Consider the following 13029-nt stretch of genomic DNA (forward strand, 5'->3'; position numbering starts at 1 on the left):
GCTCGTGTCAACGGTGCCTGGCACCAGTGACACAGGCTCATCAGCAGTTTTTCGGCCGAGCTCGTGTCCCTCTGGGGTCTGACCCCAGAAGGACACGAACTCAGCCGATTACAGCCGACAGCAGCAAAACAAAGATCAGCCCGAAGATGCCGACCAGGGTTTCCATCAAGGTCCACGAGCGGAACGTGTCTTTCAGCGACAGGCCGAAGTATTCCTTGAACATCCAGAAGCCCGAGTCGTTCACGTGGCTGCACATCAGGCTGCCGGCGCCGACGGCGAGGACCATCAGGTTCGGGTCCACGCCGGAGCTTTTCACCAGCGGTTCGACGATGCCGGCCGCCGTCACGCCGGCGACCGTCGCGGGGCCCAGGCAGATGCGGATCACGGCCGCCACCAGCCAGCCCAGCACCAGCGGTGGGACAGGCAGGTCGGCCAGCAGGGCGCCCAGTTGCGTGCTGACGCCAGATTCGACGAAGACCTGTTTCAGCGCGCCGGCGCCGGCGATGATCATCAGGATCGGCGCGATCTCGCGCATCGCCTCGGCCGGCCCCTGCATCACCTGCGCCACGCTGCGGCCCTGCGCGAAACCCAGCGTGACCACGGCGACGGCATAACACAGCAGCATCACCATCAACGGGTTCGACAGCACGGCCAGCGGCTGCGCCAGCGTGGGGCGCAGCATGGTCAGGAGCGTCGTCGCGCCCAGCAGCACGACGGGCAGCAGCGCCGTGGCGAAGCTGTTGAACGCGCCCGGCAGCTGGCCTTCAGGTGCCGCGGCGGCATTGCGGAACATCGCCGGCTCGGCGCGGATGTGGTGCAGGCTCATGGCGAACACGGGGCCGGCGAGGATCAGCGTCGGGATCGCCACGACGAGGCCATACAGCAGCGTCTTGCCCATGTCCGCCTGCACGGCCGACACCAGCGCCACCGGCGACGGGTGGGGCGGCAGGAAGCCGTGCGCGATCGACAGGCCCGTCAGCAGCGGGATCGCCAGCGCCACCGCCGGCCGTCCCGATTGATACACCAGCGAGAAGATCAGCGGCACGAGCAGCACGAAGCCGACGTTGTAGTACAGCGGGATGCCGACGACGAAGCCCGTGATCGTCAGCGCCACCGGCAGCCGGCGCGGCCCCAGCGTGTCGATCAGCGACGTGGCGATCCGCCGCGCGGCGCCGCTGTCGGCGATCAGCTTGCCGAAGATGGCGCCCAGGCAGATGATCACCGCCAGCGAGCCAAGCAGGTCGCCGATGCCTTTCTCGATCACGCCGGGGATGCGCGCGGCCGGCACCCCCAGCAGCAGGGCCGCCACCATCGCCGCCACGACAAAGGCGATCAGCGGCTGCACCTTCGCCCACGCGATCAGCACCGTCAGCAGGCCGACGGCCAGCAGCACGGAAAGCAGGTTCCACACGAGCGCCTCCGCTTAGAAGTTGTAGCGCAGGCCGGCCCGGTAGGTGCGCCCGACCACGTCGTACAGCGTGGGGTTGATCGCGAAGCTGGCGTTGGCCTGCGGCGCCGGTTCCGGATCGCGGTCCGTCAGGTTGTCGATCTTGAAGTACAACATCAGGTTCTTGTTGACGTTGTAGCTGGCGCCGAAGTCCAGGTACGTCGCGCCCTTCATCTGGTTGTCGTAGATCGTCGGGTGCGTGATCGTCGATACCGGGCAGTTGGTCCGGCACTCGATGTACTCGTTGCTGTACACGCCGTCGCTGAACCAGCGTTCCGTCAGCGTCAACGCCAGCTTGTCGTTTTCCCACGACTGGCTCGCCAGCAGCTTCCACTTCGGCGTGCCGCCCAGGTTCGCGCCGGCCCCTTCGGAAGGAATCGTGCCGACCACACCCGAATCCGTGATGAAGTGCAGGTTGCGCGTGGCCAGCGCGCGGAACGTGAAGCGCCCCGGCACGCCGAACGCATCGAGGTTCTTGCGGTACGATGTCTCGATGTCGAAGCCCTTCGTGTGCAAGGAGGCCAGGTTGAAGTTCTGCAGCGTGACGTAGTTATTGCCCGGGTTGTTCAGCACCAGTGCCGAACAGATCTCCTGGTTGCCCGCCACGCACAGGTCCACTTCCTGCTGCGCCGTCAGCGCCGAGATCACGTCGGTGACCTTGATGTCGAAGTAGTCGATCGAGGCCGAGAAGCCCGGTGCCCATGAAGGCTGCGTCAGCACGATGCCGAACGAGTTGTTGCGGGCCACTTCCGGGCGCAGGTTCGTATTGCCGACGGTGCGCTGCTGCACGGTGATCGTGTTGCCCTGGTACTGCACGACGTTGTTGATCACGACCGGTGCCGCATACAGCTCGGAGAGGTTCGGCGCCCGCACGTCCTTCGACGTCACGCCGCGCAGGCGCAGGCCGTCGATCGGCGTCTTCCACGTGGCGCCGGCCTTCCACGTGTTGATGTAGCCGGCGGTGCTGTACTTCATCGGCCGGTCCGCCAGGTTCAGGTTCGCCTCGCCCCATGTGCCCGACTTCACCAGCGGGATGTTCAGCTCCAGGTACGCCTCGCGCACGCTGTAGCTGCCTTGCCCGTTGTGGTAATTGCCCGCATACCAGTTGTTGCCGACAGTGCTGTTCAGCAGCGGGTCGGCCGGGTACTCGGCCGTGTTGGGCGAGTTCGCATCGACGCCCGCGCCGTACGCATCGCCGCGCACGGTGTACTTCTCGCGGCGGTACTCGGCGCCGAACGCGGCGGAGATGGGGCCGGCCCAGCCTTCGAACGCGTCGCCGTTCATGTTGAAGCTGGCCACGTCCTGGCTCTGCTTCGTGTACTGGCGCGGCCCGTTCGGCGGCGCGATGTAAGCCCAGGCGGCCGGGTCGACCGGGTTGTTGCCGATGATGTTCAGCGGTACGCAGCCCGATGCCGCGGCAACCGGGTTGCGGCAGACGATACGGCCGTCCGCCGCGCGCACCGCATCGATCGCCGCGTTGTAGCGCGCGTTCAGCGTGATGTCATGCACGTTGATGTTGGTGGTGTTCTCGCCGCGCGTCGCGTACGTGTCGTACGACCATTCGCGGCCCATCAGCTTGATCTTGCCGTCCGCGCCGACGACGAAGCGGCGCTGCGTGCGCGTCGGGTGCACGTTGATATTGGCGGGGAAGATCGCGTTCGCGGTGCCGTACTGGAAGCTCGTGATGTTGTTCGCGGCGCAGGCGGCCACGATCGACGCGGGCAGGAACGGGTTGTCGCACTGGATCGTCAGGTTGGCGTTCTTCGCCGCGCCGGGGTTCGGCGAGAAGTGCGATTGCACCTGGCCCCAATTGGCCGTGAAATACACCTCGTTGTCGTCGTTCAGGTCATACGACACGCGCGTGTAGCCGACTTGCCGCTTCAGGTTCATCGCCAGGTTGGTGCCGGCGCCGACGCTGCCGGACAGGTCGCCGCCCACGCAGAACGGATTCACGCAATTCGTCACGGCGCCGGTACCGGTCGGCACGCCGTTCGAGCCGTACTGGAAGCGGTACGGTGCGCCGCCGTCGCCAAAGCCGATGCCCTGCAGCGGGCCGCTCGTGATCAGGCCATACTTCGCGTACTGGTATTGCTGCGCGTGGTGGATCACCGTGTACTGCGGCAGGCCGTCCGTCGTCTGCGCCAGCGGGCGGATCTGGTAGGCCGAGTTCTTGAACCACGTGCGGCCGTTCGGGCCCACTTCGCCGAAGCCCGGCGAGTCGATGCCGTTCTCCTTCATGAATTCGCCGGACAGCGTCACGTGCAGGCGATCGTCCAGGAAGCCCTTGCCCCATGCGGCCTGGATCGTGCCGTGTTCGTCGTCGTGGTACTTGGTCTGGCCCCCTTCGACGTTCAGCTTGAAGCCCGTGAATTTCTTATCCGTGATGAAGTTGACGGCGCCGCCGATCGCATCCGAGCCGTACGATGCGGAAGCGCCGCCGGTGACGACGTCCACCCGCTTGACGAGCAGCTGCGGGAACTGGCTGACGTCGGTGACGCCGGTGACGTTGGCGCCGACGACGCGCTGGCCGTCCAGCAGGGTCAGGGTCCGGATCGTGCCCAGGCCGCGCAGGCTCAGCGACGACAGGCCCTGGATGCCGCTGGACGTGCTGTTCGTGCTCGTCGTGCGGCCCGTGCTGCCTTGCAGTGCGGGCAGTTCCGCCAGCGTGTTGAACAGGTTCGGCTTCGCGGCCTTTTCCAGGTCCGCGCTGGTGAGGCTCGTCGTCGGCGTCGGTTGCGTGAAGCCGCGCGCCGCGATGCGCGAGCCGGAGATGCGCACCACCGTCGTGGCGGCGCCGCTCGGCGGCTCGGCCGCTGCCGTGCCTTGTGCCCCGGTCGATGCGGTGCCTTGTGCATCGGCTGGCGCGGCCTGCACCGCCGGTTGCGTCAATTCCTGCGCCGGCGTTGCGGCTTGCGCATCGTCCGCCGGTGCCGTCGTGCCGGCCGGTGCCTGTTGGGCGTGGCCGGGCACTGCCAGCAGCGCGCAGGCGCTGGCGACGGCCAGGTTGATCAGGGTCCTTGGTAGTGGTGTTCGCATGCTTGTCTCCATTTTCTTGATAGTGGCGCGTCCCGGACACGGACGCCGCCAGCACTGCAACAACGACTGCTGTGTTACTCGTTACATCGCGGCTCCTCGCAGCTCCGCCGTGATGCGCGCCACCAGATCTGCCGGCGGCATCGCGATATCGAGACGAAAGCCCGCTTCGTCGTCCTGCAGCGGTTCCAGGTCGCGCAGCTGGCTGTCCAGCAGGGCGGGGGGCATGTAGTGGTCGGTGCGCTGGCGCAGCCGCTCGGCGATCAGCTCGCGCGCGCCGTGCAGGTGGACGAAGCGCAGTTCGCTGTCGGCCTGGCGCAGCAGGTCGCGGTAGCGGCGCTTCAGCGCGGAGCACGACACGACGAGGCCTTCGCCCCGTGCGCGCGCCGCGCCGATTTCGCCGGCCAGCGCCTGCAGCCAGCCGGCGCGGTCCGCGTCGTCCAGCGGAATCCCGGCCGACATCTTCGCGACGTTCGCGGCCGGGTGGAATTTGTCGCCCTCGAGGAAGGGCACGGCGAGCAGCTGCGCGAGGGCGGCGCCGACCGTGCTCTTGCCGCATCCGCAGACGCCCATCACGACCCAGCGGCCCGGCGTTGCGGGGTGGGGAGGTAGTGCCATTGCTGTCTCCAAAGTCATTCGCGCCTCAGTTAGCGCTATCATCGCACCGCAGTGTTCAGCAAGTAGGCCACCAAGTAAAGGGTATTTTTATGCTGCGGCGCAGCATCGAGCGCGTCGCTCTCGGACGATAGCGGATAGGGGTGCGCCTCTGCTGCTCTGTGACATACGCTGCAAGACGGTCAAAATCTGATAGCGCTATCAGATTGTGCGCAGCGGCAAAGCGGGCACGACGATGTGGTATTTACAACACGGCACCGCCCGTTTGCTTGCGCCGGTGCGCCGGGTATGATGGGCAAGGCAATGTCGCCTGCCCCCGACCGTTCCCGATGACGAAGATGATCCTGCCGCTGTGCGCGGCCGCCATGCTCAGTGCCTGCAAAGGCCCTTATCCGCTCGAACAGGATACGCTGGCATGCGACCGCATGACCGACTGGAGCCAGCGCGAGGCCTGCAAGGAAAAGGCCGGCACGGCCGAACGGGATTGGGAGAAGCAGCAGAAGGCGAAGCAGTAAGGCATATAGCATGGCCGCGCGCCACCGCAGGAGGAAGCGATGAAGAGTGCCCCAAGCCGTTCGTCCCGCGCCGCGCTGCGCGTGCTGCTGGCCACCGGCGCGCTGCTGGCCATCCCGCTCGTGGCGATGCGTTTCACGCGTGAAGTCACGTGGGACGGCTTCGACTTTGCCGTGGCGGCGGTGCTGCTGGGCGGCGCCGGCCTGGCGATCGAACTCGCGCTGGCAACGCTGCGCACCAGGCGCGCGCGCCTGCTGGCCTGCGCGGCCATCGTGCTGGTGCTGCTGCTGGTGTGGGCCGAGCTGGCGGTCGGTATCCTCCATTAGGGCGATAGCGACAATAGCGCGTGCGCGAAAGTTGTAAATTCGTTAGCATGCTGGACGTGCTGACTCGACAACCTTCGCCATGTCCTTCCTGATCGTCCTTGCCGCCCTGGCTTTCCTGATGCTTGCCGCCTACCGCGGCTACAGCGTGATCCTGTTCGCGCCGATCGCGGCGCTCGGCGCCGTGCTGCTGACGGAGCCAGGCGCCGTCGCTCCCGTTTTCTCCGGCATCTTCATGGAAAAGATGGTCGGCTTCGTCAAGCTGTACTTCCCCGTGTTCCTGCTCGGCGCCGTGTTCGGCAAGCTCGTCGAACTGGCCGGTTTTTCCGAATCGATCGTGCATGCCGCGATCCGCTATATCGGCCGCACGCGCGCCAACGCCGTGATCGTCGCCGTGTGCGCGCTGCTGACGTATGGCGGCGTGTCGCTGTTCGTCGTCGTCTTCGCCGTGTACCCGTTCGCCGCGGAGCTGTACCGCCAGAGCGGCATCCCGAAGCGGCTGATGCCGGGCGCGATCGCGCTGGGCGCGTTCTCGTTCACGATGGATACCTTGCCCGGCACGCCGCAGATCCAGAACATCATTCCGACGACGTTCTTCCAGACCACCGGCTGGGCCGCGCCTTCGCTGTCCATCGTCGGCGCGATCGCCACCGCCGTCACGGGCCTCGTGTACCTCGAATGGCGCCGCCGCAGCGTGATGGCGAAGGGGGAGGGCTATGGCGTCGACGACGACAAGCCGCGCCAGGCGCCAGGTACGCCGCAAGCGCTGCCGCATCCGCTCCTATCGCTGGCGCCGCTGGTGCTGGTCGGCGTCGCCAACTTCGCGCTGACGGCCGCGATCACGAAGTGGTACGGCACCAGCTACACGCTGGACGGCAGCCTGCTGCCCGGCCTGCAGAAACCCGTCGACCTGGCGATCAAGCCGGTGGTCGGCATCTGGGCCGTCGAAGGCGCGCTGCTGCTCGGCATCCTGCTGGTGTGCGCCACGGCGTTCCACCGCATCCGCGCGTCGTTCGCCGAAGGCACCAAGTCCGCCGTCGGCGGCGCGCTGCTGGCCGCGATGAACACGGCCTCCGAATACGGCTTCGGCGGCGTCATTGCCGCGCTGCCCGGCTTCATCGCCGTCAGCCATTCGCTGCGCAGCATTCCGGACCCGCTGGTGAACGCGGCGATCTCGGTGACGACGCTGGCCGGCATTACGGGTTCCGCGTCCGGCGGCATGAGCATCGCGCTGGCGGCGATGGCGGACAGCTTCATTGCATTGTGCAACCAGGCCGGCATTCCACTGGAAGTGCTGCACCGCGTGGTAGCGATGGCCAGCGGCGGCATGGACACCTTGCCGCACAACGGCGCCGTGATCACGCTGCTGGCGGTAACGGGCCTGACGCACAAGCAGTCCTACCGCGACATCTTCGGCATCACGGTCATCAAGACGCTGGCCGTGTTCTTCGTCATCGCTGTGTACTACATGACGGGGCTGGTGTAAGCGCCTTGGCGCGGGCGCCTTCTGTCGATATGCGGTTTTCTTCGTGGCGGTCCGGTGCCGTGAGGAGTATCATCGCGGGTCTGCAACAACGAAGATGAACCGATGGATGGCGCCGACGACCGCCTTGTGCACTGGCTGATCGACAGCATCGAACTCGATGCCGCCGCTTTTCACGTGGGCCAGTACTGCGGCCGCTGGCGCGCGTCGACCGCGGGCCGCGGCCTGGGCAGTTTCCACCTCGTGCTGCATGGCGGCTGCTGGCTGCACGTGCGTGGCCGCCCGCCGCTGCGGCTCGGCCCGCGCGACGGCGTGTTCCTGCTGCGCGACGTGCCGCACTTCCTCAGCCCCGACCCCGATCCGGATGCGCCGATGCCGGCCACGCCGATGCTGCCGCTGTCCGCGCCCGCTGCCGACACGACGGGGCTGGCATGCGGCTTCTTCCGCTTCCGCGGCGCGCTCAGCACGTTGATCGTCGATTCGTTCCCGGACGTCGTGGAACTGCGCGCGCACGACGAATCGATCCGCGCGGCCGGCACCGTGTTCGACCTGATGCTGGCCGAGGCGGGTGCCGATCCCGATGCGCCGCCGCCGCTGATCTCGCGGCTCGCCGAACTGCTGTTCTTCTACGTGACGCGGCACGTGGCGCGCCGCCAGCAGGTGCTCTCCGGCTTGCTGGCGCTGGCGCGCCGGCCCGAATTCACCGCGCTCCTGGACCGCATGATGCGCGAGCCCGGCGACGACTGGTCCACCGATAACATGGCGCGCGCCGTGCACATGTCGCGCTCGAGCTTCTACAAGCACTTCATCGATGCAAGCGGCCAGCCGCCCGCACAATTCCTGCTGCTGCTCAGGATGAAGATCGCGGCGCAGCGGCTGCACCACGGCGAGACGATCGAGCGCGCCGCCGAGCACGTGGGTTACCGCTCGCATGCCGCGTTCTCGCGGGCGTTTCGCAAGGTGATCGGCGAACACCCGGGAGCGTTCCGCCGCCAGCGCCGCCAGGAGCCACGCCCGAACTGAGGTACGCGCGGTGCAGTGTGGACGATCGAGCAGAAAAATGCGACGTCTACGACTGTTCGTCCAGCCTCCGGCTGCATATAATCGGCGCCATCCGCATATCGAAAGGCCATCATGTCCCGACTTCCGCTGCACACCGCCGACACGGCGCCCGAAGAGAGCCGTCCGTACGTCGAGAAAGCCATCGCCAACAACGGCTTCCTGCCGAACCTGATCGGCGTGCTGGCCAATTCGCCGCAGGCGCTGGAAACGTACATGACCGTTTCCGGCATCAACGGGAAAACCAGTCTGACGCTGGCCGAGCGCGAAGTGGTGCAGATCACCGCCGCGCGCATTCATGGCTGCGACTTCTGCGTGGCAGGCCACACGGCCGTGGCGCTGAAGAAGGCGGGGCTGCCGGTGGAGGCGGTGCGCGCGCTGCAGAACGGCGGCGCCACGGGCGATGCGAAGCTCGATGCCGTCAAGGTGTTTGCCGAAGCGGTGATCGCGCAGCGCGGTGCTGTCGCGGGCGCGGCGCTGCAGGCGTTCCGCGGCGCGGGCTACAACGACCGGCAGGCGCTCGAAGTGGTGCTGGGCATCAGCCTGGCCACGCTGTGCAACTTCGCCAATACGCTGGCCGGCAGCGCGATCAACCCGGAACTGCAACCTTACGCGCCTGGGGCGATCTGATGTCGCCGACCGGGCAAGGCACCCCGTTGCCGCAGGCGCTGGCGTCCTGGCTGGACCGCCACGCCGAGGCGCTCGACACGTCGGCCGACCTGGCGGCGCAGGTGGTGCCGCAACTGGCGCAGGCCGGGCTGTTCGGCCGCGGCGTGCCGGCGGAGCTGGGCGGCAGGGGCGGCACCGTGGGCGATGCGATCGATGCGATCGCCGCCGTGGCGGAACGGTCGCTGACGGCGGCCTTCGTGTTCTGGGGCCACCGCACGTTCATCGAATACCTGCTGAAGAGCCCGAACGAGGCGGTGCGCGAGCGCTGGCTCGGCGCCATGCTGCGCGGCGAGCGCGGTGGCGCCACCGGCTTGTCGAATGCAATGAAGTACCTGTCCGGCATCGAGGCGCTGCAGATCGACGCGACGGCCACTGCCGGCGGCTGGCGCCTGGATGGCGGGCTGGCATGGGTGACGAACCTGCGCAAGGAAGGGTTTGTCGCGGCGGCCGCGGTGACGGCGCCGGACGGTGCGCCGCCGGCCGTGGTGGCGTTTGCCGGCGACAGCGCGGGCGTGACGCGCAGCGCCGACCTGAATCTGCTGGCGCTGCGGGGCAGTAACACGGCGGCCGTCCAGCTGGCAAATGTCCGTCTCGATGCGGCGGACGTGATCGCGCCGGATGCGCGGGCGTGGCTGCCGGGAGTGCGGCCGGCCTTCCTCGGCATGCAGTGCGCGATGTCGGTCGGCCTGGCACGCGCCAGCCTGGCCGCCGCGCAGCAGCGCGCGCCGGACGTGCGCGGCCTGGCCGCACGCGCGACCGCGTTGCAGGACGCGCTGGCGTCGCATGCGCATGCGCTGCGCGAAGGCGCGATCGATGGCCGCTTCGTCAAGGATGCGGCGCCGCTGTTCCGCCTGCGCATCGGCCTGGCCGAACTGGTGCAGGATGCCGCGCTGCTGGAGCTGCAGGCCAGCGGCGGCCGCGCCTACCTGCTGGATCACGATCCGAACTTCGCGCGCCGCTGGCGCGAAGCGGCGTTCGTGCCGATCGTGACGCCGAGCCTGACGCAATTGCAGATCGAGCTCGAAAAGCGCGCCGCGGCGGGCGGCGCATGACGGCGGCGGTATCCGCCACGCTGGTGCCGGCGCTGGAAGCGCATGATCTGCGCTTCGGCTATGGCGAACGTGCCGTGTTCGACGGTGTCGGGCTGTCCGTGGGCCGGCGCGAGATCGTCTGCCTGCTGGGCGGCAGCGGCTGCGGCAAGTCCACGCTGCTGCGCACGCTGGCCGGGCTGGCCGCGCCGCAGCAGGGCACCGTCAGCTTCCTGGGCCAGCCGCTGCGCGCACCGCATCCGCGCGCCGCGCTCGTGTTCCAGCAACCGAGCCTGCTGCCGTGGCTGGACGTGACGGCCAACGTCGGCTTCGGCCTCGACTTCGCCCGTCAGCCCGCCACCGACAAGGCCACCCGCGCGCGCCGCATCGCCGAGGCGATCGACGCTGTCGGGCTGACTCCGTTCGCCCATGCGTATCCGGCCCAGCTGTCGGGCGGGCAGGCGCAGCGCGTGGCGCTGGCCCGGGCGCTGGCGCGCGAGCCCGAACTGCTGTTTGCCGACGAGCCGTTTTCCGCACTGGATGCCGTGACCCGCGCCGGCATGCAGGAGCTGCTGGTCGAGCTGGTGCACCGCTGGCATACGGCCGCGCTGCTCGTCACGCACGACATCGACGAGGCGATCCTCGTCGCCGACCGCATCCTGCTGCTGGCCAGCCGGCCCGGCGCACCGGGGCGGCTGGTGCGCGAATGGCGCGTCGACATTCCGCGGCCGCGCGAGCAGCATGGCGAAGCCGTCGTGCGCCTGCGGCTCGACATCGTGGCCGCGCTGCGCGCCGCGGCCTGAATTTCCACCCACACCGAGAATATGAAGAACAACGTCCACATCTGCGTTTCCTCCGATTGCGACTGCGGCATGACGCGCCGCGACTTCCTGCGCATGTCCGCGCTGGCCACCGCCAGCACCGCGGCGCCGCTGCTGTTTGCCGGCGACGCGCGCGCCCAGGCGCACAGGGGCGACGACCAGCCCGTGAAGATCGGCTACCTGCCGATCACGGATGCCACGCCGCTGCTCGTCGCGCACGGCCGCAAGCTGTTCGAGGAGCAGGGCCTGAAGACGGAGACCCCGCGGCTGTTCCGCAGCTGGGCGCAGATCGTCGAGGCGTTCGTCTCCGGCCAGGTCAACGTGATCCACCTGCTGTCGCCGGCGACCTTGTGGGTGCGCTACGGCTCCAAGTTCCCGGCCAAGGTGGTGGCATGGAACCACGTGAACGGCTCGGCGCTCACCGTCCTGAACGAGATCAATTCGGTGGCGGACCTGGGCGGCAAGACCGTCGCGATTCCGTTCTGGTACTCGATCCACAACATCCTGCTGCAGAAGATCCTGGCGGCGCACAAGCTCACTGTCGTCACGCGCGGCCGCGGCGACGCCGTCAAGCCGAACGAAGTCAACCTCGTCGTGCTGGCGCCAGCCGAGATGGTGTCGGCACTCGCGGCGAAATCGATTGCCGGCTTCATCGTCGCCGAGCCGTTCAACGCGGCCGCCGAAACGGCCGGCGTCGGCAAGATCCTGCGCTTCTCCGGCGACGTGTGGAAGAACCATGCGTGCTGCGTGACGTTCCTCGCCGAGCGCGACCTGGCCGACAAGCCGGAATGGTCGCAGCGTGTGACGAACGCGATCGTCAATGCGCAGCTGTGGGCCCGCTCGAACCAGGCCGAGACGGCCAAGCTGCTTTCCGCGAGCGACTCGCACCGCTACACGCCGCATGCGCTGCAACCGCTGACGAAGGTGCTGGCCGTGACGGATTACTCGGCCTATGAAAAGCGCGGCATCATCGCCCACCCGGCCTGGCAGCAGCGCCGCATCGACTTCCAGCCTTACCCGTTCGCGTCGTACACGGAGGAGCTGGTGCGCGCCATGGTGCAGACGAAGGTGGAGGGCGACGCGCGCTTCCTCGCCACGCTCGATCCGAAGTTCGCCGCGCGCGACCTCGTCGACGACCGCTTCGTGCGCAAGGCGATCGCCGCGGCGGGTGGCCCCGGCGCGTTCGGGCTGCCGGCGAACCTGCTGCGCACTGAAACCTTGGCCGTCTGATGGGGCGCTGGTTGCTGCCGGCCGCCGGCCTCGCGCTGGCGGTGCTGGCATGGGCGCTTGGCGTCGCCGCGCTGGAGGCGCGCACGCCGATCGCAGCGATGTTCGCGCCGCTCGCCACGGCGCATGCGTTCGTGGAGCTGGTGCGCGGGCCGGACATCTGGCTGCACGTGGCCGTCAGCCTGAAACGGGTGGCGATCGGGCTGGCGTGCGCGATCGCCGTGGGCGTGCCGTTGGGGATCCTGGCCGGCATGTCACGCGCATTCGCGCAGGCCAGCACGCCGCTGTTCCAGCTGCTGCGGATGGTGTCGCCGCTGTCGTGGATGCCGCTGGCCGTGATGGCGCTCGGCGTCGGCGATGCGCCCGTCTACTTCCTGCTGGCGTTCGCGGCCACGTGGCCGCTGATGCTGAACACGGTGGCGGGCGTGGCGCAGCTCGATCCGAACTGGATGCTGCTGGCGCGCAGCCTGTCCGCGACGCGTTTCGAACTGGTGTGGCGGGTCGTCCTGCCGGGCATCACGGCGCACATCCTGACTGGCGTGCGGCTGGCGATCGGCATCATCTGGATCGTGCTGGTGCCGGCCGAGATGCTGGGCGTGTCGGCGGGGCTGGGCTACTTCATTCTCGATACGCGCGACCGGCTGGCGTATTCCGAGCTGATGGCGGGGATCGTCCTGATCGGCATGCTGGGGTACCTGCTCGACCACGCGGCCAGGGCGGCGCATGCGCGCTGGCTGCACGCGCGGCCGGGGCAGGGCGGCGACTGACGCCGCGCCGCCGGCCCGCTGCGATGCGTGCCGGCGGTATGCTG

12 protein-coding genes are annotated in these 13029 nt (G+C 68.3%); 9 read left to right on the forward strand and 3 right to left on the reverse strand.

The genetic code is table 11. The features are described 5' to 3' along the window. Window positions 1–100 precede the first annotated feature (100 nt). The 3 genes from IP92_RS20630 to IP92_RS20640 form a co-directional block, all read right to left on the reverse strand. Complete coding sequence (locus tag IP92_RS20630) at window positions 101–1411, reverse strand: gluconate:H+ symporter (protein ID WP_229418885.1); 1311 nt, start codon at window positions 1409–1411, stop codon at window positions 101–103. Window positions 1412–1423: 12 nt separating this feature from the next. Next, a complete protein-coding gene (locus IP92_RS20635) occupies window positions 1424–4483 on the reverse strand; it encodes a TonB-dependent receptor domain-containing protein (protein WP_145878575.1) in 3060 nt (1019 codons plus the stop codon). Between the two features lie 81 nt (window positions 4484–4564). Then, window positions 4565–5098: a gluconokinase gene (locus tag IP92_RS20640; RefSeq protein ID WP_229418886.1), complete on the reverse strand. Its 534-nt coding sequence runs from the start codon at window positions 5096–5098 to the stop codon at window positions 4565–4567. 326 nt (window positions 5099–5424) lie between these two features. Between IP92_RS20640 and IP92_RS20645 the strand changes: the two genes are divergently transcribed. The 9 genes from IP92_RS20645 to IP92_RS20685 all read left to right on the forward strand — a co-directional run bounded on the left by IP92_RS20645 (window position 5425) and on the right by IP92_RS20685 (window position 12985). Continuing rightward, entirely contained in the window at window positions 5425–5610 is a 186-nt protein-coding gene (locus IP92_RS20645; RefSeq protein WP_145878577.1) for a hypothetical protein, read from the forward strand. Window positions 5611–5649: 39 nt separating this feature from the next. Continuing rightward, window positions 5650–5934 (forward strand): hypothetical protein, encoded by a 285-nt coding sequence (locus IP92_RS20650; protein ID WP_145878579.1) that lies wholly within the window; start codon window positions 5650–5652, stop codon window positions 5932–5934. Window positions 5935–6013: 79 nt separating this feature from the next. After that, window positions 6014–7417, forward strand: a complete 1404-nt coding sequence (locus IP92_RS20655; protein ID WP_145878582.1) for a GntP family permease — start codon at window positions 6014–6016, stop codon at window positions 7415–7417. 102 nt (window positions 7418–7519) lie between these two features. After that, window positions 7520–8437: an AraC family transcriptional regulator gene (locus tag IP92_RS20660; protein WP_145878584.1), complete on the forward strand. Its 918-nt coding sequence runs from the start codon at window positions 7520–7522 to the stop codon at window positions 8435–8437. Between the two features lie 111 nt (window positions 8438–8548). Further along, entirely contained in the window at window positions 8549–9103 is a 555-nt protein-coding gene (locus tag IP92_RS20665) for a carboxymuconolactone decarboxylase family protein (protein ID WP_145878586.1), read from the forward strand. Continuing rightward, window positions 9103–10194 carry an acyl-CoA dehydrogenase family protein gene (locus IP92_RS20670; protein ID WP_145878589.1) on the forward strand — a complete coding sequence of 364 codons (1092 nt, stop codon included), beginning with the start codon at window positions 9103–9105 and terminating at the stop codon, window positions 10192–10194. The genes IP92_RS20665 and IP92_RS20670 overlap by 1 nt, the downstream gene beginning before the upstream one ends. Next, window positions 10191–10973 (forward strand): ABC transporter ATP-binding protein, encoded by a 783-nt coding sequence (locus IP92_RS20675; RefSeq protein WP_145878591.1) that lies wholly within the window; start codon window positions 10191–10193, stop codon window positions 10971–10973. Before IP92_RS20670 ends, IP92_RS20675 begins: the two co-directional genes overlap by 4 nt. A gap of 21 nt (window positions 10974–10994) precedes the next feature. After that, window positions 10995–12221 (forward strand): ABC transporter substrate-binding protein, encoded by a 1227-nt coding sequence (locus IP92_RS20680; RefSeq protein WP_145878593.1) that lies wholly within the window; start codon window positions 10995–10997, stop codon window positions 12219–12221. Beyond that, window positions 12221–12985 (forward strand): ABC transporter permease, encoded by a 765-nt coding sequence (locus IP92_RS20685; RefSeq protein ID WP_145878595.1) that lies wholly within the window; start codon window positions 12221–12223, stop codon window positions 12983–12985. Before IP92_RS20680 ends, IP92_RS20685 begins: the two co-directional genes overlap by 1 nt. The last annotated feature ends 44 nt before the right edge of the window (window positions 12986–13029 follow it).

Source organism: Pseudoduganella flava, from assembly GCF_007830495.1.
Lineage (GTDB): Bacteria > Pseudomonadota > Gammaproteobacteria > Burkholderiales > Burkholderiaceae_D > Rugamonas > Rugamonas flava.

Excerpts from the sequence above, each read along its gene's own strand:
- IP92_RS20660 (WP_145878584.1), top strand. The coding sequence starts at position 7,520 with ATGGATGGCGCCGACGACCGCCTTGTGCACTGGCTGATCGACAGCATC.
- IP92_RS20670 (WP_145878589.1), top strand. The coding sequence starts at position 9,103 with ATGTCGCCGACCGGGCAAGGCACCCCGTTGCCGCAGGCGCTGGCGTCC.
- IP92_RS20680 (WP_145878593.1), top strand. The coding sequence starts at position 10,995 with ATGAAGAACAACGTCCACATCTGCGTTTCCTCCGATTGCGACTGCGGC.
- IP92_RS20635 (WP_145878575.1), bottom strand. The coding sequence starts at position 4,483 with ATGCGAACACCACTACCAAGGACCCTGATCAACCTGGCCGTCGCCAGC.
- IP92_RS20655 (WP_145878582.1), top strand. The coding sequence starts at position 6,014 with ATGTCCTTCCTGATCGTCCTTGCCGCCCTGGCTTTCCTGATGCTTGCC.
- IP92_RS20685 (WP_145878595.1), top strand. The coding sequence starts at position 12,221 with ATGGGGCGCTGGTTGCTGCCGGCCGCCGGCCTCGCGCTGGCGGTGCTG.
- IP92_RS20675 (WP_145878591.1), top strand. The coding sequence starts at position 10,191 with ATGACGGCGGCGGTATCCGCCACGCTGGTGCCGGCGCTGGAAGCGCAT.
- IP92_RS20665 (WP_145878586.1), top strand. The coding sequence starts at position 8,549 with ATGTCCCGACTTCCGCTGCACACCGCCGACACGGCGCCCGAAGAGAGC.
- IP92_RS20650 (WP_145878579.1), top strand. The coding sequence starts at position 5,650 with ATGAAGAGTGCCCCAAGCCGTTCGTCCCGCGCCGCGCTGCGCGTGCTG.
- IP92_RS20640 (WP_229418886.1), bottom strand. The coding sequence starts at position 5,098 with ATGGCACTACCTCCCCACCCCGCAACGCCGGGCCGCTGGGTCGTGATG.
- IP92_RS20645 (WP_145878577.1), top strand. The coding sequence starts at position 5,425 with ATGACGAAGATGATCCTGCCGCTGTGCGCGGCCGCCATGCTCAGTGCC.